The sequence below is a fragment of the Streptomyces sp. NPDC014734 genome, from assembly GCF_043083325.1.
GTDB lineage: Bacteria > Actinomycetota > Actinomycetes > Streptomycetales > Streptomycetaceae > Streptomyces.
This window is the reverse complement of record NZ_JBIBYN010000016.1, coordinates 1-20,184: the sequence shown is the minus strand read 5'-3', so window position 1 is coordinate 20,184 and position 20,184 is coordinate 1. Positions and strand designations below refer to the sequence as shown.

Sequence of the window (20,184 nt, the reverse complement as noted above, 5' to 3'; positions counted from 1 at the left end):
TCCGGCGTGATGCCCGTGCCCGAGTCCGGTTCGACATCCGCGTCCACGACCGGGTCCGCGTCCACGACCGGGGGCGGCGCGGCGTCCACGACCGGGGGCGGGGCGGCCGACGCGTCCGTACCGACGTGGGAACAGCGGTTCAGGGCGCCCAGGGTGTCCCTGCCCGACTGGGCGGAGGACGCGCCGCACCGCGCGTTGTTCGTCTCCAACGCGACGGGGACGTACGAGCTGTACGCGTGGGACCGCGCCACCGGCGAACAGCGCCAGGTGACCGACCGGCCGAACGGGACGACGGAGGGCGTGCTGACACCGGACGGCGAGTCGATCTGGTGGTTCAGCGACACCGACGGTGACGAGTTCGGGGTGTGGATGCGCCAGCCGTTCCACCCCGCCGGGGACGCGAAGCCCGCGGACGAACCGGCGGCGCCGGGTCTTGCCGCCTCGTACCCGGCCGGGCTCGCGATCGGACGGGACGGAACGGCGGTGGTCGGCCGCTCGACCGACGAGGACGGGACCACGATCCATGTCGTACGGCCGGGCGCGGCTCCCGTCGAGATCTACCGGCACCGCGAGTCGGCGGGCGTCGGCGATCTCAGCCATGACGGAACGCTGATCGCCCTGGAACACACCGAACACGGCGACGCGATGCATTCCGCGCTGCGTGTGGTGCGGCCGGACGGGTCCACGGTCGCGGAGCTTGACGACACCGAGGGCGGAACGAAGGAACTGGGCCTGTCCGTGCTGGGCTTCGCCCCCGTCGCCGGTGACACCCGGCTCCTGGTCGGGCACCAGCGCCGGGGCCGTTGGGAGCCGATGATCTGGGACCCGATGACGGGCACGGAGACCGATCTCGCGCTCGACCTGCCCGGTGATGTGGGCGCCGAGTGGTATCCGGACGCCTCCGCGCTGCTGATCGTGCACGGCTTCGAGGCCCGCAGCGACCTGTGGCGGTACGAGCCGGGCGCGGACGGGGCCCCGGTGCGTGTGGAGACGCCTGCGGGCTCGCTGTCGGGCGCCACGGCCCGGCCGGACGGCACGGTGGAGTACCTGTGGTCGTCGGCCGCGCAGCCGCCCGTCATCCGGTCCACCTCGGGCACGGTGGTACTCGACCCGCCCGGTGCGAAGGCCCCCGCGTCCGTGCCGGTGGAGGACGTATGGGTGGACGGGCCCGGGGGGCGCGTCCACGCGCTCGTGCAGCGGCCCGCCGCCCCGGCCGAGGGGCCGTTCCCCACCGTGTTCGAGATCCACGGCGGGCCGACCTGGCACGACAGCGACGCCTTCGCGTCCGGTCCCGCCGCCTGGGTGGACCACGGCTACGCGGTCGTCCGGGTCAACTACCGCGGTTCCACCGGGTACGGACGCGCCTGGACGGACGCGCTCAAGCACCGCGTCGGCCTGATCGAGCTGGAGGACATCGCCGCGGTGCGGGAGTGGGCGGTGGCGTCGGGGCTCGCCGACCCGGAGAAGCTGGTGCTCGCCGGTGGCTCCTGGGGCGGCTATCTGACGCTGCTGGGGCTGGGTACACAGCCGGACGCATGGGCCCTGGGCCTGGCGGCCGTCCCGGTCGCCGACTACGTCACGGCGTACCACGACGAGATGGAGGATCTGAAGGCGCTGGACCGCACCCTGTTGGGCGGAACGCCGGAGGAGGTGCCCGAGCGCTTCGAGGCGTCGTCCCCGCTGACCTACGTCGACTCCGTCCGGGCTCCGGTCTACATCTCGGCGGGTGTGAACGACCCGCGCTGTCCTATCCGCCAGATCGAGAACTACGTGGACCGGCTGAAGGGACGCGACGCGACGCACGAGGTCTACCGCTACGACGCGGGGCACGGTTCGCTCGTCGTGGAGGAGCGGATCAAGCAGGTCCGGCTGGAGCTCGACTTCGCCCGCCGCCACCTGGGCACGGGCGGCGCCTCCTCCGCCCCCGTGTCCGACGGCTGAGCACGGGCGGCGGCGGTACGGAACGAGCGGGGCGGCAGCTGTACGGAGCGAGCGGGGCTGGTGAAACAGGCACGGCCACGGGCGCGGGCGCGGACACGGGCGCGGACGAGGCGACGCGGGGGCGGGACAGCGACACCCCAGCGCCGGGGGCCGGGAGCGGGGACCGTACCGTGGAGGGGTGTACCGGTTCCTGCTGACCCCGCGGTGGTGGGGGATCAACCTGTTCGTCGTGCTGGCCATCCCGTTCTGCGTGTTCATGGGCACCTGGCAGCTCGGCCGCTTCGAGGACCGCGTGCAGACGCACAACGCCGCCGAGAAGCAGCCGGCCCCGGGCACCAGGGCCGCCGAGCCGATCGACGACCTGCTTCCCGTCGACTTGGAGACCTCCGGCCGTCCGGCCACCGCCACCGGCCGGTACGCCGACCAGTTCCTGGTGCCCCACCGGGAACTGGACGGCAAGAACGGCTTCTACGTCCTGAGCATGCTCCGCACGAACGGCGGCAGGGCCCTGCCGGTGGTGCGCGGCTGGTTGCCCGGCAAGCCCGGCCGCACTGCGGTGCCCGCTGCTCCGGCCGGTACGGTCACGGTCACCGGCGACCTCCAGGCCTCGGAGAACGCCGGCACCTCGGGGGTCGACGCCGGGGGCGGACTGCCGACCGGCCAACTCGGCATGATCAGTGCCGCGACGCTGGTCAACCTCGTCCCGTACGACGTGTACGACGCATGGGTGACGCTCCAGGACACGGGGGCCGTGGGCGGGCTGCGTCCCGTACCGGCCGCCGCGGCGCAGGGCACCGGCCTGGACCTGAAGGCCTTCCAGAACCTCGGCTACACCGGCGAGTGGTTCGTATTCGCCGGATTCGTGCTCTTCATGTGGTTCCGACTGGTCCGCCGCGAGACCGAAGCGGCGCGCGACCTGAAGTTGGGCCTCGTCACGGAGACGAGCGCCGACGTGAACGCGAACACTGACCCCGGCGTGGCCGCGGACTCCGGGCCGGCTGCGGACTCCGGCGTGAACGCTGGCTCGGGCCCGGCATCGGACTCGGGCCCGGACGCGAACACTGGCTCTGCCGTGGACTCCGACGCGAACACGAGCGCCGTGCCCACCGATCCCGGCGTACGGCCCGACCCCGGCGTACGGTCCGACCCCGATGTGAGGACCGGCGCCGTCTGAGCCCTCCGGGGCCCGGGCACCTTCCGAGGCCCCGGTCCGGTCACACCCGGGGCACGCGCCGCTGCCCCTGCTCCTGCTCCTGCTCCTGCTCCTGCTCCTGCCTCATCGTGTGGGGGCCAGCACCCCGGTCCGGTAGATCGTCCCGGCACAGGCGTTGGCGATCTTCGCCTCCGCGACCGGGGCGCCCGCCTGCGGCGTGTGCGTCACGGAGACGCTGCCGTCCAGCAGCCCGCCGCCGCCACCTCCGTCGCCGCCGAGCTGTGCAGCCGTATCCGCGGCGCCGTCGCCGGAACCCGTGCCGGCACCGCCTGCGACAGCGGACCCACCCGCGCCCCCGGCACCGCCCGCGCCCTCGGTGGGCGTCGGGCTCGCAGAACCGCCGATGGTCGGACACGTGTCCTTCGGCACCCAGGCGAACTTCACCTCGTACGCCATGGACGGCTTCAGCTCCACGGCCGCCCGCTCGCGCGAGGGGTCGGGCAGACCCCCCGCCGCGTCGCCCGCGGCATGCTGCACGACCGCGATCTTGGCCGGGTCGGCCGCGCCCAGTGCCTGGAAACCCACGCTTCCACCGCTGCTCACCGAACACTCCTTGCCGGAGACGTTGGCGATGCGAAAGGTTCCGTACACCGTGCCGTCGGCACCGGCCGCGCCCGTCTCGGCCGAGGCGACACCGAGCTGTTCCGGGTCGCAGGCCGGTGCGGAGGAGGCGATGGTGGCGGCCGGGTCGGACACCCCACCGGTCGGGTCGCCGTCACCGCTCTGGCCCTGGCCGTCGGACGGGCTGCTGGTGCTCACCGGATGGTTCGGATCGCCGTCGTTCTGCCCGCCGATTCCGCCGCCGTTGTCCTTCCCGGCGCTTCCGGAGCCGCTCTCCATGCCGTTGCCGCCCTGCGCCTGCTCACCGTGCCCGGCTATCGCGGGGTTGGGGGCGTTCGAGCCGTCGGAGTTCGCAACGTGGACGAAGGCGGGAACCGCGGTGCCGATGAGCAGCGCCGCCGCCGCCATTCCGACGACGGCCTGCCGCCGCCTGGCACGCCGGACGGGCACGGCCCGGTGCAGGTGGTCGAGGACGCCGTCGGCCGGTTCGATCTGTTCGACGGCTCCGTGCAGCATGCGGCGCAGCGCGACCTCGTCCAGGAACTCCGGCATATCGGGGCCGTCGTCGCCACGTGCGCCGACACGCATGACCGTCACCGAACCCGAAACCGAGCCCGAGCCCGGATCCGGAGGAACGTCTGTATCCGGATCCGGAGGAACGTCCGCACTCGGGGGGAGGTCCGTATCCGGAGGAGCATTCGTATCCGGAGGAACGTCCGCGTCCGCGCCGGAACGCGGTTCGACGCCCTCGCTCGTGTCCGGGTCCGTGCCCCCGTCGGAGTCCATGTCCGCGTCCCCGCTCGTGTCCGGGCCCATGCCCGCGCTCTCGCCCGCGTCCACCTTCGCCTCCGCGTTCACGTCCGCGTCCGAATCCGAGTCCGCGTGCCGGGCGTTCTCCCGCCCGTCGTCCTCCATCCCGTTCCCGGTCCGGATTCCGTTCCCGGTCCGGTCCGCCCCGACCCCGCGCGTGCCGCGGGCCTCCCGGCCGTCCGCGCGCGCGTCCGCATTCTCGTGCGCGTTCTCGTGCGCGTTCTCGCGTGTGCTCTCGTGCGCGTTCTCGTGTCCACCGTCGGGCCGGCTCATGCCTGTGCCTCCATGACGACCCGCAGCGCCGCGATGCCGCGCGATCCGTAGGCCTTGACCGATCCCAGGGATATGCCCAGCGTCTCGGCCACCTGCGCCTCCGTCATGTCCGCGAAGTAGCGCAGCACCAGTACCTCCCGCTGGCGCCGTTGCAGCCCTCGCATCGCCTTGATGAGCGCGTCCCGCTCCAACTGGTCGTACGCGCCCTCCTCCGCACTCGCCATGTCCGGCATCGGCTTGGAGAGCAGCTTCAGCCCGAGGATGCGGCGGCGCAGCGCGGACCGCGACAGGTTGACGACGGTCTGGCGCAGATACGCCAGGGTCTTCTCGGGCTCACGCACCCGGCTGCGCGCCGAGTGCACACGGATGAACGCCTCCTGCACCACGTCCTCGCACGAGGCCGTGTCGTCCAGGAGCAGGGCCGCGAGGCCGAGCAGCGAGCGGTAGTGGGCGCGATAGGTCTCGGTGAGGTGGTCGACTGTGGTTCCGGCTGCCACGCTCTCCTCAGCGCCCTCGCGCTGTGACGACAGCCGCGCGGAACGTGCGGCGGGCATGGGCGCGATCACCGGCATGCCGCCGGGTGCGCGGGGCCGCCTGAGCGGACGCACCGAAGCGCCACGCAGGGGGCCCACCACTGTGATGTCGAGAACCTCTGCCACGCCAGTTGGACACGTTTCCCCCCATCAGGGTTGTACGCGCGCGACACCGCGTTCGACGCAGTGCGACATGCCCTCATACGTACCCGCTCTTCCCCGAATGCCCCGAATACGCGTCCCGCCGCGCAAGAAGTGACCGCATAGACGCGCATCGTTCGGCCGACGGTTGCAAAAGGCCGAAAGGTCATCGTCGGACACCGCAACACCCCAGCTCAAGGGGTTCAGTCTTCCAACTTGCTCACAGGGCGTTCACAGACCGCACAAATCAGGTTCGATCAGGTTCGATCAGACGTGGGGAACTCGGCGGCCACCGACTCGGCGATCTGCGCCACGTTCAACGCCGCCCCCTTGCGGAGGTTGTCGCCGCAGACGAACAGTTCCAGGGCCCGGGGGTCGTCCAGCGACCGGCGCACCCGTCCGACCCACGTCGGATCCGTGCCGACGACGTCGGCCGGCGTCGGGAAGTCCCCCGCCGCCGGGCTGTCGTAGAGCACCACTCCCGGGGCCGTCGCCAGGATCTCGTGTGCCCGCTCGACCTCGACCTCGTTCTCGAACCGCGCGTGCACGGACATCGAGTGCGTGGCGACGACCGGCACGTACACACACGTGGCCGCCACCCGCAGGCTCGGCAGGTCAAGGATCTTGCGGCACTCCCCGCGGATCGCGAGTTCCTCCGACGACCAGCCGTCCCCGGCCTCGGTCCCGGCCCAGGGCACGACGTTGAGGGCCACCGGCGCGGCAAAGGGGCTGCCGCCCTCCGCGTCGCCCACGGCCCGGCGCACGTCACCGGGGTTCGTCCCGAGTTCCGTACCGGCCACCAGCGAGAGCTGCTCGCGCAGCGCGGCCACCCCGTCGCGGCCCGCGCCACTCACCGCCTGGTACGAGGAGACGACGAGCTCCCGCACACCGAACTCGGAGTGCAGCGCGCCGACAGCGACAATCAGCGCGAGCGTCGTGCAGTTCGGGCTGGCGACGATGGAGCGCGGTCTGATCCGTACGGCATGCGGGTTGATCTCGGGCACGACCAGCGGGACGTCCGGGTCCAGCCGGAACGCGGCGGAATCGTCGACGACGACCGCGCCCTTGGCAGCGGCGATCGGCGCCCACTGCGCGGACACGTCGTCGGGCACCAGGAACAGCGCCACGTCGACACCGTCGAAGACGTCCTCGGTGAGCGGGAGGACCTCGCTCTCCTCGCCGCGTACGACCAGCTTGCGGCCTGCCGAACGCGGCGAGGCGATCAGCCTCACCTCGCCCCAGACATCCGCGTGCTGCGAGATGATCTGGAGCATGACACCGCCGATCGCCCCGGTCGCACCGACGACCGCGAGCGAAGGGCGGCGAGCGGTCATCGGCCGGTGCCCCCGTAGACGACGGCCTCGTCGGAGTCGCTGTCGAGACCGAAGGCGGTGTGCACGGCGCGCACGGCCTCGATGACGTCGTCCGCGCGGGTGACGACCGAGATGCGGATCTCGGACGTCGAGATCAGCTCGATGTTCACACCGGCGTCCGACAGCGCCTCGAAGAACCCGGCCGTAACCCCCGGATTCGTCTTCATACCGGCACCGACCAGGGAGATCTTCGCGATCTGGTCGTCGTAACGCAGCGAGTCGAAACCGATGGAGCCGCGGTTGCGCTCCAGGGCGTCGATGGCCTTGCGGCCCTCGGCCTTCGGCAGCGTGAACGAGATGTCGGTGAGCCCGGTCGACGCGGCGGAGACGTTCTGCACCACCATGTCGATGTTGACCTCCGCGTTCGCGATGGTCCGGAAGATCGCGGCGGCCTCGCCGGGCTTGTCGGGCACACCGACGACGGTGATCTTGGCCTCGGAGACGTCATGGGCGACTCCGGAGATGATCGCGTGCTCCACCTTCTGGTCCCCTTGCGGCTCGTTGCTGACCCAGGTTCCGCGCAGCCCGGAGAAGGACGAACGGACGTGGATCGGGATGTTGTAGCGGCGTGCGTACTCCACGCACCGGTGCAGCAGCACCTTGGAACCGGACGCGGCCAGCTCCAGCATGTCCTCGAAGGAGATCCAGTCGATCTTCCGGGCCTTCTTCACGACCCTCGGGTCGGCGGTGAAGACACCGTCCACATCGGTGTAGATCTCACAGACCTCGGCGTCCAGCGCGGCGGCGAGCGCGACCGCGGTGGTGTCGGACCCGCCGCGGCCGAGGGTGGTGATGTCCTTCTTGTCCTGGGACACCCCCTGGAACCCCGCGACGATCGCGATGTTCCCCTCGTCCAGCGCCGTACGGATACGGCCCGGCGTCACATCGATGATGCGCGCTTTGTTGTGGACCGAGTCGGTGATGACGCCGGCCTGGCTGCCCGTGAACGACTGGGCCTCGTGGCCCAGGTTTTTGATCGCCATCGCCAGCAGGGCCATGGAGATCCGCTCCCCGGCGGTCAGCAGCATGTCGAACTCGCGCCCGGCAGGAATCGGGGATACCTGCCCGGCGAGATCGATCAACTCGTCCGTCGTGTCGCCCATCGCGGACACCACGACAACCACCTGGTTGCCGCTCTTCTTGGCATCGACGATTCGCTTGGCGACGCGCTTGATGCCCTCGGCATCGGCTACGGAGGAGCCTCCGTACTTCTGCACGACAAGGCCCACGTGCGCTCCTCGCTCAGTCCATTACTGCGGTCGGCTCAGTTTAACGAGCAGCCCGGAAACGCCCCGCCGATACCACATGGTGAGATGTCCCGCTCAACACGTGATCATCGGCGTGTCGTTCCGAGCCGCTCGTACGGGGGCTGCTGCCCGCCGATCGGGGCCGCACTCCCTATGTGGCCCAGCCCACACGCACGGCGCGCCGGGTCCACGATGCGGGATGCACCCCCTCCAGCGTGGACCGGAACCCCACGATCCGCTCTTCGGCGCGGGGCGCGGGCCTCGCTCCCGCTACCGCACCGGGCGCAGTCCCAGCGGACCCGCGATCTCCTCGGCCATCACCCGGCCCGCCTCCTCGGCCAGCTCGTCATCGACGGTCTCCGAGTCCGTGTCCAGGCCGTCGAGCTCCTGGAGGGGCTGGTTGAGGCGGATGTGGGCGATCAGCGACTGCAGGGCGCGCAGGGTGGCGGACGCGGTGGAACCCCAGTTGGAGAAGTAGGAGAACTGCCACCACCACAGGGCCTCGGTGGTACGGCCCTCCTCGTAGTGGGCCAGGCCGTGGCGCAGGTCGGTGACGAGGTCGGCCAGGTCGTCCGAGATGCGGGCCGGAACCGGCGCCTTGCGCGGCTCGTACGGGTCGAACACCTCGGAGTAGACGTCGATCGGCTCCAGCAGGGCGGCGAACCGTTCGCGCAGGCCGTCGGCGTCCGGCTCGGCCCCCAGATCCGGCTCGTATCGCTCGTCGGGGACGATGTCCTCGTACGCGCCGAGCCGCCCGCCCGCCAGCAGCAGCTGGGAGACCTGGAGCAGCAGGACGGGTACGGCCTCCTCGGGCTCCTCGACCTTCGACACCTCGGTGACCGCGACGATGAACGTCTTGATCTGGTCGGCGATCTGGACGGCGAAATCGTCCGGGTCCTGCGTGACGGAGTTCAGCGTGGCGTCAGACATCGAGGGACCTCCCGTGGGCACGGTCGCAAACGGTGAGTAGAACATAGCGTCGCTGAACGTAAAGTCGTCGTGAGTCGGGCAAACGGTCGCCACAGGAACACCGGACGACGTAAAGACGTCGGGCATCGGGCACGCGCCGGGACCGGGCACCGGGCTCACGTCAGACATCGAGCAGGCGCCTCCCCTCGAAGGCGCGGCCCAGGGTGACCTCGTCCGCGTACTCCAGGTCGCCGCCCACCGGCAGACCGCTGGCCAGTCTGGTGACCCGCAGGCCCATCGGCTTGACCATCCGCGCCAGATACGTCGCGGTGGCCTCGCCCTCCAGGTTGGGGTCGGTCGCCAGGATCAGCTCCGTGACCGTGCCGTCGGCGAGACGGGTGAGCAGCTCACGGATGCGCAGGTCGTCGGGGCCGACGCCCTCGATCGGGCTGATCGCGCCGCCGAGCACGTGGTACCTGCCGCGGAACTCACGGGTCCGCTCGATCGCGACGACGTCCTTCGGCTCCTCGACCACGCAGATGACCGTCCGGTCGCGTCGCGCGTCCCGGCAGATGTTGCACTGCTCCTGCTGGGCGACGTTGCCGCAGACCGAGCAGAACCGAACCTTGTCCTTGACCTCCAGGAGGGCATGGGCGAGACGCCGCACGTCGGTCGGCTCCGCCTGCAGGATGTGGAAGGCGATCCGCTGCGCGCTCTTCGGACCGACGCCGGGCAGCCTGCCCAACTCGTCGATGAGGTCCTGAACCACGCCTTCGTACAACGGAAACGCCTTCCTCTTCCTGAGACCCCGCCTGCCGCGAGGCCCGTGTCCGCGGACCCTGCCCGCCGACGAGGCCCGTGTCCGCCATCTGCCGCCCTGGGGCGTCGCGGACGGTGCACCACCGGCGGTGCACCGCGCCCCGCGTGCGACGGGCCATGAATACAACGTACGAGTCCGGGCCGCCGACGAGAAGAGCCGGTGTCGAACGGCGGCCGCCCCTCAGGTGCCCGAACCGACCCGATGACGGCCGTTCCACCCCGATGACGGCCGTTCCTCCTCGAAGGCGGACGCCGCGACCGGGACGGCACGGGGTTTTCAGCGGGACGGCACGGGGTTTTCAGAAGGGGAGACCGGGCACGCCGCCGAGTCCCTGGGCGAGCGGGCCCAGCTTCTGCTGCTGGAGCTGCTGCGCGTTCTCGTTCGCCGCCTGGACCGCGGCGACGACGAGGTCCGCCAGCGTCTCGGTGTCCGCCGGATCGACGGCCTTCGGATCGATCACCAGGGCGCGGAGCTCACCGGAGCCGGTCACGGTCGCCTTGACCAGACCACCACCCGCCTGCCCCTCGACCTCGGTCCTCGCCAGCTCCTCCTGAGCCGCGGCGAGGTCCTGCTGCATCTTCTGGGCTTGCTGCAGCAGCTGCTGCATATTGGGCTGACCTGCACCGGGAATCACGGTCGCTCCAGGCAATTCGACGACGAAATGTTTCGATACGCCGAGCCTACGTGGTCACCGCTCAGCGCGCCCCACCCGCTGGTGGGCAACTCTTTCGAGTGAGTTTCGGTCAGCGCCGACATGACGCCTATACCTGATCACAGCCCCCACGCTCCCGGGAATACCGCGATTTCGACTCCGCAGCCCACCATTCGGCGGTAGGAAGGGCATGCGCGTCAGGACACACAGGCACACCGCTCGTCACGCAAAGTTACGCGAGCGGGACAGTCGGCCACGCCGGAGAGCAGTGATAGCCCACCGTCGAGAACACCGCCGTACATCAGGCGCCACTACGCAGAACGCAGAGGAGTACCCCGGTGAGTCAGCCGGAGATGCAGCCCGAAGGATCCCGCAACGAGCCCGGTTCGGCCGGCTCGGCCGGTTCCTCCGGTTCGGGCTCCGGCGCACGCGGCCGGGTGGCACGGGGCCGGGTGGCACGGGACCGGAAGGCGCGCCGGGGCGGAGACCTGACCGCCACGCCGTTCCCGCTCGGCGACTGGAGCGAACCCGCCGAGCGTCTCGACGAGCTGTACCAGTGGGTCGAGGACGCGGCGCTGCGCACCGCCGAGTGGTACCTGAACGACCGGGTGTGGAAGCGGCGCGCGGCGCGGACGCTGCGCATCGGCACGGCGGCGGGGGCGGTGGCGGGCGCCGCGCTGCCCCTGCTCGACCTCACCGGGGTACTCACCGGGGCGGCCGGGTGGGGCTACCTCTCGCTGCTGCTGGGGGCCGCGTGCATGGCGTGTGACCGGTACTTCGGCCTCACCTCGGGCTGGATAAGGGATCTCGCCACCGCCCAGGCCGTGCAGCGACGACTGCAGGTGCTCCAGTTCGACTGGGCGTCGGAGTCGGTGCGAGAGGTGCTGGGGCCGACCGAGGGAACGGCCAGCGAGGCGGCCGAGCGCTGCCTCGGGGTGCTGCGTCGCTTCTCGGAGGACGTCACGGAACTCGTCCGGACCGAGACCGCGGACTGGATGGTGGAATTCCGGGCCGGCCCTGCGCCGATGGGGCTCCAGACCCTGTCGTCCGGCACGGGCGCCAACGCGCGCCCGGAGCAGGGTGCGCTGCCGGGGCGGTTCCCGATGCAGACGATCACCCGGCCGAACATGCCGCGCCAGCGCCCTCCGGAGTCCCCGCGCTGACACCGCGGGGACTCCGGAGGGACGCTGTAGGGACTCCGGAGGGCGCCGCGGGAACTGCTCGGGAACTCCGGAGCTTGACGACCGCACGCCGAGTCCCGAGGGCCGCCACCGATACCGGTGCCGCATTGATGTGATGGACCGCCACAAGCATCGGCACAACGGCCGCTACAAGGATCGGGGCAGCGGATCGGGGCAGCGGGCTGACGGTGTGTCGGGGGTCGGGGTGCCCGGGTGTCGGGCTGTCCGGCCGGCTGACCGGCTGACCGGCTGACCGGCTAGCCGACTCACCGGCTGATCGGCTGACCGACAGTCGGGTCAGCTGAAGATGATCATCGAGCCCTGGGCGAGGCTGCGGGTGGCGGCCGCGTACAACCCCAGCCAGACGTGCCGCTCGCGGGCGAACGGACTGTCGTCGTGCGGAATCGGGGCCGCCGGTTCCTCCAGCTCGGTCGGCGCGGCGGGCGGCAGCGGGGCGGCCGGTGGGTTCGCCGGGTCGATGCCGATGGCCGGGGCGACGAATTCCAGCTCTCTCAGCAGCCCGTGGCTGGAACCGAGCGGGCCCCCGCCCGCGAGCAGGTCGTCGTCCGAGAGCGGCACGGCGAAGTCCAGCGGGACATAGGCCCCCGCGTGGTCGTAGTGCCAGACCAGGTGGGACTGCTGGGCCGTCGCCTCGAACATCTCCAGCAACTGCTCGTAGTCACCGCCGAGTTCGTCGACGGGCGCGACGGCGAAACCGCTGAGGTGGAGCAGGTACGCGCGGCGCAGGAAGTGCAGGGCGTCGTAGTCGAAGCCCGCGATGGGGGCGACGTCGCCGGTCAGGCCCGGCATGTACGCGTACACGGGGACGGGCGGCAGTCCGGCCTCGCCCAACGCCTTGTCGTAGACGGCTATCTCTTCGGCGAACGGATTGTCGGGGCTGTGGCACAGCACATCGACGAGGGGGACCAGCCACAGGTCACAGGCCACGAATTCTCGCTCTCCCACGGGTACGCGTCGAAATATTCATAATGGTCGGGACAGCGTAATGCGGTGTGCACGTCGCGCACAGTGGCAGACGGCCGGGGATCGGACCGAACGTGCGCCGGGTGTGCGCCGAAGAGCGGGCGGACACCGACGAGCGGGCGCCCGCCCCGGGCCCACGCGGTCCGCACGCCCGGCGCGGGCGGGTCAGGACGATGGGCCGTGCGCGCCCGGTTCACTGGTGGTGAAAGGGGCACCGGGGGCGGCGAATGGTGGTGCGGTCGTCCGCGGTGCGCGCCCCGGGGGCGGGGGATTTCCGGCCGCCAGTCGGTCCGCCCAGCTCAACGCGTGCGCGTTGTAGTCGTGCATCACCGCGCGCACCGCGTCGTGATCGCCGAGTGTGATCGCCGCGACGAGTTCCGGATGCCCGTGCCAGAGCCAGTCGCGGGCGCTCACGTCGTGGCGCAGGTACGGCACCGCGAACACCCACGCCTGGACGCGCAGCCGGTGCAGGAAGTCGTTGATGTACGCGTTGTCGAAGAGCGCGCCCAACTCGCGCCAGAAGCGCAGGTCGTAGCCGATCAGGATGTCGAGGTCACCGCCCTGCGCCGCCCTCGCGGCCTCCTGGGCCCTGCGGCGCACGGAGACCAGACTGTTCTCGTACGTGGCGGACCGGCCGACCGGGATCCCGGGGCCGGGGACTGCGCTGCGGATGACTCCGTCGATGACCAGAGTGCGGGCCTGGACCATCGACCGGTAGTCGGCGACGGTGAATTCGCGTACGCGGAAGCCTCGGTGCTGATCCGATTCGAGCAGGCCCTGCGCCGACAGGTCGAACAGGGCCTCGCGCACCGGAGTCGCCGAGACGCCGTACTGCTCGGCGATCTGCTTGACGGTGAACTCCCGTCCCGGCTGCAACCGCCCGGCAAGCACTTCGTCGCGCAGCGCGTCCGCGATCTGCTGCCGCAGCGTACTGCGGGTCACAGCTCCGCTCGCGCCCATGGCGCCCCTCCCCTGTTTTCCGCCTCCGGTCACCTTAAGGCAGCGCCGACGTGCCCGGATCCGGGCAACGGGCGGCCGGGATTCCGGAAACCGGGAGGCAGGGAGGGAGGCGGGAAGGCAGGGATTCCGGAATCCCTGAATCCGGAATCCGGGAGACAGGGCCGGGAGGGGCACCACACGAATCCGCACGACGGACCCGTCCGCCCCGCACGACAGACCCGTCCGCCCCGCACGACAGACCTGTCCGCCCCGCACGACGGACCTGGCGGCCTCGCCGTGCGGTGGACTCGGTCCGCTACACGGTGTATTCGTCCGCGACCGACAGCGCCGTGTCGAGCGCCGCGAGGCCCTCCTTGGCCTCGGCCTCGGTGATGTTGCAGGCCGGAACGGCGTGCGTGCGGTTCATGTTGATGAAGGGCCACAGCCCGTTCTTCTTCGCCGCCGCACCGAAGGCCGCCATCGGCGCGTTGGCCTCGCCCGTCGGGTTGTACGGGACCAGCGGCTCGCGGGTCTCCTTGTCGCGCACCAGATCCAGCGCCCAGAACGCGCCGAGTCCCCGGACCTCGCCGACCGACGGGTGACGCTCGGCGAGTTCGCGCAGGCCGGGGCCGAGCACGGTCTCGCCGATGCGGGCGGCGTTCTCGATGACCTTCTCGTCCTCCATCACGTGAATGGTGGCGACGGCCGCCGCGCAGGCCAGCGGGTGACCGGAGTAGGTAAGTCCGCCCGGGTAGGGGCGGGTTTCGAAGGTGGCGGCGATCTCGGCCGAGATCGCGACACCGCCGAGCGGTACATATCCGGAGTTGACGCCCTTGGCGAAGGTCATCAGGTCCGGCACCACGTCGAAATGGTCGGCCGCGAACCACTTGCCGGTACGGCCGAATCCGGCCATCACCTCGTCGAGGACGAAGACGATGCCGTACCGGTCGCAGATCTCGCGGACGCCCGCGAGGTAGCCGGGCGGCGGCGTCATGATGCCCGCCGTGCCGGGGATCGTCTCCAGGATGATCGCGGCGATCGTGCCGACGCCTTCGTAGGCGAGGGTGTCCTCCAGGTGCTGGAGTGCCCGGGCGCACTCCTCGGCCTCCGTCTCGGCGTGGAACGGCGAACGGTAGAGGAAGGGGGCCCAGAAACGGACGACCCCCGCCGAGCCGTTGTCGGACGGCCAACGGCGCGGGTCACCGGTCAGGTTGATCGCGGTGGAGGTGGCCCCGTGGTAGGAGCGGTACGCGGAGAGCACCTTCGTACGGCCGGTGTGCAGCCGGGCCATCCGGATGGCGTTCTCCACGGCCTCGGCGCCACCGTTGGTGAAGAAGATCTTGTCCAGGTCACCGGGGGTGCGCTCGGCGATGAGACGTGCGGCCTCGGAGCGTGCCTCGATCGCGAAAGCGGGGGCGAAGGTGGCGAGCTTTCCCGCCTGTTCCTGGATCGCGGCGACGACGGTGGGGTGCTGGTAGCCGATGTTGGTGTAGACGAGGCCGCTGGTGAAATCCAGGTAACGGTTGCCGTCGTAGTCCCAGAAGTACGCGCCCTCGGCGCCGGCGACGGCGAGCGGGTCGATGAGGCCCTGGGCGGACCAGGAGTGGAACACGTGTGCGCGGTCGGCGGCCTTCACGGCCGCGCCGGCGGCGGGGTCGACATGCGGGGCATGCGAGGCATGAGGGGTCATGCGGTGAGCGTAGGACGTACCGGGGACGGGCCGACATGACCACGTTGTATGGCGTGCGGCTCTTCGCTGGGCAGGGTGTCGCGTCGTCGTGGACACACCTCTGTGGCACTTCTCCGCGCGGTCGGACGCGTGCGCGGCGGGAACCGGGGCGATCCGCGGGCCGTCTCTGTCCCCGAGCACCGGGACGGGCGCGACTCACCGATTCCGGTTGTTTCAGGACACTTCCAGGCGTTTCCGGGCGGATTCTGACAGTTCCGAGTGGCCTCGGGCTGCTCCGGGCGGATTCTGGCAGTTCCGGGCGGATTCGGGCGGCCCGGTGTGGCCGGCTCTCCGGCTCCGCCGGGTTCCGGGAGGCTCCGGCGCAACCGACCCGTCGGCTCCACCCCTTCCACGGCGGGAGGAACGAGGCCGGGGAGAGACGGGGATGCCCGCGCGAGGGGGGCCGGAAACCGGCCCGTCGTCGCGGCATCGCTCGCAGCTATTCTCAACGCGTTCCGGCGCATCGCCGCACGGGGGAGGACGCACACCATGGACAAGCTCGGGCCCACCGACCCTCAGCGCATCGGCGGATACCGCCTGCTGGGCCGACTCGGTGTGGGCGGCATGGGTCAGGTCTACCTGGCCCGTTCCGACCGCGGCCGTACCGTCGCACTCAAACTTGTACGCGGCGAACTCGCCGGACAGCAGGAGTTCCGCGACCGGTTCCGCCGGGAGGTACGGGCCGCGCGCCGGGTCGGCTCCGCCTGGACCGCTCCGGTGCTGGACGCCGACACCGAGGCCGTCGTGCCCTGGGTGGCGACCGGGTATGTCGCCGGTCCTTCCCTCCAGGCCACCGTCTCCGGCGGGTCGGCGACCGCCGCGAAACCGGCGCCGGGCGTGTACGGGCCCCTGCCCGAACGCTCGGTCCGCATTCTGGGGGCCGGTCTCGCCCACGCCCTGCGGGCGATCCATGCCGCCGGTCTCGTCCACCGCGATCTCAAACCCTCCAACATCCTGCTGACGATCGACGGCCCACGCGTCATCGACTTCGGCATAGCCCGGGCGCTCGACACCGCCACCCAGAGCAGCCTCACCCGCACCGGGGCTCTTGTCGGCTCTCCCGGTTTCATGTCGCCCGAGCAGGTACGGGGCGAGCAGGTGACCCCGGCGTGCGACGTGTTCTGTCTCGGTTCGGTGCTCGCCTACGCGTCGACCGGTCGGCTTCCGTTCGGGACGTCCGACAGCGGCGCGCACGCACAGATGTACCGGATCGCCCAGGAGGATCCCGATCTGGCCGGTGTCCCGGTGGGCCTTGTCGGGCTGATCGGGGACTGCCTGCGCAAGGACCCGGCCGCCCGCCCGTCGACCGACGCGATCCTGGGACGACTGCCGGACGACGACACGACGGAGCCGTGGCTCCCGGGCGCGCTCATCGCCCAACTCGGTCGTCACGCGGTGGAACTGCTGGACTCCGAGGATCCGGAGGAGAACCCCGGGGAACGGCCGGCCGCCGCCGTTCCGCCCCTGACGGCCACCGCACTCACCGGACCTCCTGCGCTGTCCGTCCCTCCCGCCCCCACCGATACCACTGGTGCCATCAGTCCCACCGGTTCCACCGGTTCCACCGGTTCGACCAGTCCTACTGTTCCCACCGACCCCACTGGTCCTACCGACCCCACTGTTCCCACCAACCTCACCAGTCCCGCCGATCTCGCCAGTCCTGCCGATCTCACCAGTCCTGCCGATCTCACCAGTCCTGCCGATCTCACCAGTCCTGCCGATCCCGTCGGCCCCGGTCCAGCAACCGCGCCTGCGCCAACCCCGGAAGCGCCGGGCGACCGTCTCTCCCCCACGCCTCCCGGCGCCGTCCACTCGCTTCCCCCGGTGGCCGGCACGCCGACGTCTGTATCACCGCCCGCGCCGCCGTCCCACACGTACGGCTACCCGCCCCAACAGCCGGCTCAGCCGCATCCCGGCCGGGCAGCGGCTTTCGGCACACATCAGAACGGCGCCGCATACGGATATCCGCCGCAGCAACAGCCCTACCCCCAGGCAGGGTTCGGCGCCACGCCCCCGTACGGCCCCACTCAGACGACCGCTCCGGACCCCGTTCGCCGGGGCAGGGGCGCGACGATCGCCCTCGTCGCGGTCGCCGTACTCGTCGCGATCGGTGCGGGCGGCTCCGTCTACGCCTTCATGAACGAGAAGGGGAAGAAGCCCGGCCCGTCCGCCACCTCGCCCACATCCCGTTCCGGCTCGCCGGACACCGACGACGCGCCGTCCTCCACCGACCCGGGCTCCTCCTCGGCCGACGACGACCGGGACCAGGACGGTACGGGCTCCATACCGTCCGGCTATCTGGGCACCTGGTCGGGTTCGATCGAGAACGCCGCGGGCCATTCCACCCGCGAGCTCGTCATCCGGCAGGGAACAGTCGGCCGCACCGTTCTCACGCTCACCGCGGAAGGCCCCCTCGACAGCGGTGGCTCCTACCACTGTGTCTTCGAGGCGTCCCTGTCGTCCGAACCCTCGACGAACGGCCCGGTCGAGGTCGGTGCCTCCACGGTCGTCACCGGTGAACCCATGTCGTCCTGCACGGCGGGCAGGCCCACCACGCTCACCCTGCTCCCCGACGGCTCTCTGCGTCGCACGAACCAGGACAGCGGCGAACAGCTCACATACACGAAGTCCGGCTGACCGGACCGCCTCGACAGCCCGTCCGGGCCGGGTCGGGAACAGGCCCCGGCCAAGAAACTCGTCTGCCCGCCCCAGGGCCTGTCGGCCTGGAAACCACCACCGACAACGGCAGGGCCGACCCCCGAGAACAGCGGGAGCCGCCGTCGGCCACGGACGGAAGAAGAGCGGTCGCGGCCGACGGCAGCGGCCACCCCCGTGAGCCGCTGCCGTCGCCCCCGTGCCCCACCCCCGAAGGGCCGCCGCAACCGCGTTCGGACTCTATGACGTCGAGTCAACGACAGGAAGCTTCAGTTCGCACTGCGTGGGCAGCAGGCGGTAACAGTCCGCACAACGAAACCGGTACGCTGCGCTCCGGTTTCAGGGCACGCGGACATACGAGGCGCGGCAGCGGCAGCGGCAGCGGCAGCGGCAGCGGCAGCGGCAGCGGCAGCGGCAGCGGCAGCGCCGAACGGACGTGTGGACGTGCGGACGTGCGGAAGCACAATGAGCGGAGGACGGGTGCACGGGCGGGAACGAGCCGACGACGTACTGAGGATGTACCGACTGGCTCGAACCGGTGGATCACGGGAACTCCTGCGCTGGTTGTCCGGCCGGGCGGCGGGCTGGGCCGCGCTGATCGACGCGGACGGCGATGTCCTGCAGGGCGTGACCAGGGCCCCCGACGACGGGACACGGGCACCCGTCCGACCGGGCACGGGGCCGACCGCCCACACGGAGGCGTCAGCCACCGCTCCGGTCACCGGCATCGCCGCATGGGCCGCGCAGGCCGCCGCGCTCGCGGCCGAGGGCGTCCAGGAACTGGCGACGCTCGACGCGCGCTCCTTCTCCTTCGACAGGGGGCCGAACACCGTGTTGCTGTTCCCCCTGGACGGCCGGCCCGATGCCCCGGCCCCGGTACTGGCGGTCGTCGCGCCGCGCCCGCTGCCGGACGGACTCGCCGCACTGCTCTCCGACATCGCCATGCCACTCGCCATGTGCTGGACCGCGGAGACCGTGGAACGCAGGCGCCGGCGCGTCGACCTGGCGGAGTCGCGCACCAGGGAAGCGGTGCTGCACCTGCTCATGACCGGTCAGATGTCCATCGCGCACCAGGTCGCGGGGGCCCTGAGACCGGAACTGCCCGACCCGGTACGGGTGTGTGTCGTGGAATGCCCCGTGGGCCGTCGGGACGACGTGGCCCGGGTCTGTGCGGAGATCTCCGGCGGCCGGTCCTGGATCGTGCGGTGCCCGGTGTACGCGCGCCATCTGATCCTGATCGTGCCGGCCGGACCGGCCTCGGTCGACCCACCGGTCGGACGGCGGGTCGCCGATGTGGTGGAGGAATGCGTCGTCGGGGCCAGCGAGGACGTGCCGCTGACCGACACGGCGACCGGCTACCGCCAGGCGTTCCACGCCCTGGCGGTGGCCCGCGGGGTGCCCACCCGGCACGCGGCCTTCGGTTCGGCACCGGAGGCGGCCCTGGTCGTCGGTACGGCCGGCGCCCAGTGGGCGGACGCGCTGCTGAGCCCCCTGCTCACCCACGTACCGCGGCGCAGTCATGATCCGGGCGGCCAGGAGCTCATGGCGACCCTCGCCTCCTGGCTCTCCTTCTCGTCACACGCCGTCCAGCACCTGAAGATCCACCGGAACACTCTGGCGGCACGGTTGCGGCTGATCGGCGAACTGCTCGGCCTCGACCTGAACCGGCTGGCCGACCAGGCCGCCCTGGACCTGGCCCTGCGCATCCGCGCCACGCCCCTTGCGTCCCGGTCGTCCCAGACGTCCGAGGTCTCCCGCCAAGGTCCCGGACCGGACGGTACGGCCGCCGGAACGCCGTACCACCTTGACGACATCCTGCGCGGCCCGGCCGCCCAGGAGTGGTCGGCCCACCAGTTGCGCCCGCTCGGTGCTCCGGATGCCTCCGGCAACGCCGCCGACCCGCACACGACTCTCCGGACCTGGCTCGACTGCGAGGCCCAGCTCTCCCGTACCGCCGAAGTGCTGGGCATTTCGGTACCGGGAGCGCGCAAACGGCTCACGCGCCTCGAATCGATGCTCGAACGTTCGCTGCTCCAGGCCCCGAGCGCGCGGTACGACCTGTGGCTGGCGTTCCGGACCCTGGACGTCACCAAGGAATCCCCCACCCCCTGAACGCGGAGGCGGGGGGGGGGGGGGGGGGGGGGGGGGGGCCCGCCCCCCCCCCCCCCCCCCCCCCCCGCCAACGCAACGAGAAACAAAGACCCCCCGCCGCGCGCCCCCCCC

At 71.3% G+C, this 20,184-nt stretch carries 15 protein-coding genes; 5 read left to right on the top strand and 10 right to left on the bottom strand.

Translation table 11 applies throughout. The annotated features are described in order from the left end of the window. Positions 1–9 precede the first annotated feature (9 nt). Both ACF1CT_RS23750 and ACF1CT_RS23745 read left to right on the top strand, forming a co-directional pair. Positions 10–1,941, top strand: a complete 1,932-nt coding sequence (locus ACF1CT_RS23750) for a S9 family peptidase (RefSeq protein WP_391786068.1) — start codon at positions 10–12, stop codon at positions 1,939–1,941. A gap of 178 nt (positions 1,942–2,119) precedes the next feature. Next, the gene (locus tag ACF1CT_RS23745; protein WP_391785930.1) at positions 2,120–3,115 is read left to right on the top strand and encodes an SURF1 family cytochrome oxidase biogenesis protein; all 996 of its coding nucleotides are present in this window, start codon (positions 2,120–2,122) and stop codon (positions 3,113–3,115) included. Between the two features lie 102 nt (positions 3,116–3,217). On the opposite strand, the gene ACF1CT_RS23740 is transcribed toward ACF1CT_RS23745, so the two are convergent. From ACF1CT_RS23740 to ACF1CT_RS23710, 7 genes are all read right to left on the bottom strand, one after another. Further along, complete coding sequence (locus ACF1CT_RS23740) at positions 3,218–4,798, bottom strand: hypothetical protein (RefSeq protein WP_391785929.1); 1,581 nt, start codon at positions 4,796–4,798, stop codon at positions 3,218–3,220. Continuing rightward, positions 4,795–5,370 (bottom strand): SigE family RNA polymerase sigma factor, encoded by a 576-nt coding sequence (locus tag ACF1CT_RS23735; RefSeq protein WP_391786067.1) that lies wholly within the window; start codon positions 5,368–5,370, stop codon positions 4,795–4,797. The genes ACF1CT_RS23740 and ACF1CT_RS23735 overlap by 4 nt, the downstream gene beginning before the upstream one ends. A gap of 359 nt (positions 5,371–5,729) precedes the next feature. Further along, positions 5,730–6,806 (bottom strand): aspartate-semialdehyde dehydrogenase, encoded by a 1,077-nt coding sequence (locus tag ACF1CT_RS23730; protein ID WP_391785928.1) that lies wholly within the window; start codon positions 6,804–6,806, stop codon positions 5,730–5,732. Continuing rightward, complete coding sequence (locus tag ACF1CT_RS23725; RefSeq protein WP_391785927.1) at positions 6,803–8,074, bottom strand: aspartate kinase; 1,272 nt, start codon at positions 8,072–8,074, stop codon at positions 6,803–6,805. Before ACF1CT_RS23725 ends, ACF1CT_RS23730 begins: the two co-directional genes overlap by 4 nt. 288 nt (positions 8,075–8,362) lie before the next feature. Then, positions 8,363–9,022 (bottom strand): DUF5063 domain-containing protein, encoded by a 660-nt coding sequence (locus tag ACF1CT_RS23720; protein WP_391785926.1) that lies wholly within the window; start codon positions 9,020–9,022, stop codon positions 8,363–8,365. Positions 9,023–9,182: 160 nt separating this feature from the next. Beyond that, positions 9,183–9,782, bottom strand: coding sequence for a recombination mediator RecR (gene recR, locus ACF1CT_RS23715; protein ID WP_391785925.1), 600 nt, complete (start codon positions 9,780–9,782; stop codon positions 9,183–9,185). A gap of 337 nt (positions 9,783–10,119) precedes the next feature. Continuing rightward, positions 10,120–10,455: a YbaB/EbfC family nucleoid-associated protein gene (locus ACF1CT_RS23710; protein ID WP_391785924.1), complete on the bottom strand. Its 336-nt coding sequence runs from the start codon at positions 10,453–10,455 to the stop codon at positions 10,120–10,122. Positions 10,456–10,811: 356 nt separating this feature from the next. On the opposite strand from ACF1CT_RS23710, the gene ACF1CT_RS23705 reads away from it, so the two are divergent. Continuing rightward, a complete protein-coding gene (locus tag ACF1CT_RS23705; RefSeq protein ID WP_391785923.1) occupies positions 10,812–11,636 on the top strand; it encodes an SLATT domain-containing protein in 825 nt (274 codons plus the stop codon). Positions 11,637–11,951: 315 nt separating this feature from the next. On the opposite strand, the gene ACF1CT_RS23700 is transcribed toward ACF1CT_RS23705, so the two are convergent. The 3 genes from ACF1CT_RS23700 to ACF1CT_RS23690 all read right to left on the bottom strand — a co-directional run bounded on the left by ACF1CT_RS23700 (position 11,952) and on the right by ACF1CT_RS23690 (position 15,267). Further along, entirely contained in the window at positions 11,952–12,602 is a 651-nt protein-coding gene (locus ACF1CT_RS23700) for a hypothetical protein (protein WP_391786066.1), read from the bottom strand. Between the two features lie 201 nt (positions 12,603–12,803). Next, on the bottom strand, positions 12,804–13,598 hold the full coding sequence (locus ACF1CT_RS23695) for a GntR family transcriptional regulator (RefSeq protein ID WP_391785922.1): 795 nt from the start codon (positions 13,596–13,598) through the stop codon (positions 12,804–12,806). A gap of 295 nt (positions 13,599–13,893) precedes the next feature. After that, positions 13,894–15,267: an aspartate aminotransferase family protein gene (locus ACF1CT_RS23690; RefSeq protein ID WP_391785921.1), complete on the bottom strand. Its 1,374-nt coding sequence runs from the start codon at positions 15,265–15,267 to the stop codon at positions 13,894–13,896. A 528-nt stretch (positions 15,268–15,795) separates the two neighbouring features. On the opposite strand from ACF1CT_RS23690, the gene ACF1CT_RS23685 reads away from it, so the two are divergent. Both ACF1CT_RS23685 and ACF1CT_RS23680 read left to right on the top strand, forming a co-directional pair. After that, positions 15,796–17,943 (top strand): protein kinase, encoded by a 2,148-nt coding sequence (locus ACF1CT_RS23685; protein ID WP_391785920.1) that lies wholly within the window; start codon positions 15,796–15,798, stop codon positions 17,941–17,943. 534 nt (positions 17,944–18,477) lie between these two features. Then, a complete protein-coding gene (locus ACF1CT_RS23680) occupies positions 18,478–20,073 on the top strand; it encodes a helix-turn-helix domain-containing protein (protein WP_391786065.1) in 1,596 nt (531 codons plus the stop codon). The last annotated feature ends 111 nt before the right edge of the window (positions 20,074–20,184 follow it).

What these genes read in the sequence shown, in the direction of transcription:
- ACF1CT_RS23750 (WP_391786068.1), top strand. Translation starts at nt 10, where the DNA reads ATGCCCGTGCCCGAGTCCGGTTCGACATCCGCGTCCACGACCGGGTCC.
- ACF1CT_RS23740 (WP_391785929.1), bottom strand. Translation starts at nt 4,798, where the DNA reads ATGAGCCGGCCCGACGGTGGACACGAGAACGCGCACGAGAGCACACGC.
- ACF1CT_RS23735 (WP_391786067.1), bottom strand. Translation starts at nt 5,370, where the DNA reads ATGCCGGTGATCGCGCCCATGCCCGCCGCACGTTCCGCGCGGCTGTCG.
- ACF1CT_RS23730 (WP_391785928.1), bottom strand. Translation starts at nt 6,806, where the DNA reads ATGACCGCTCGCCGCCCTTCGCTCGCGGTCGTCGGTGCGACCGGGGCG.
- ACF1CT_RS23720 (WP_391785926.1), bottom strand. Translation starts at nt 9,022, where the DNA reads ATGTCTGACGCCACGCTGAACTCCGTCACGCAGGACCCGGACGATTTC.
- ACF1CT_RS23695 (WP_391785922.1), bottom strand. Translation starts at nt 13,598, where the DNA reads ATGGGCGCGAGCGGAGCTGTGACCCGCAGTACGCTGCGGCAGCAGATC.
- ACF1CT_RS23690 (WP_391785921.1), bottom strand. Translation starts at nt 15,267, where the DNA reads ATGACCCCTCATGCCTCGCATGCCCCGCATGTCGACCCCGCCGCCGGC.
- ACF1CT_RS23685 (WP_391785920.1), top strand. Translation starts at nt 15,796, where the DNA reads ATGGACAAGCTCGGGCCCACCGACCCTCAGCGCATCGGCGGATACCGC.
- ACF1CT_RS23680 (WP_391786065.1), top strand. Translation starts at nt 18,478, where the DNA reads ATGTACCGACTGGCTCGAACCGGTGGATCACGGGAACTCCTGCGCTGG.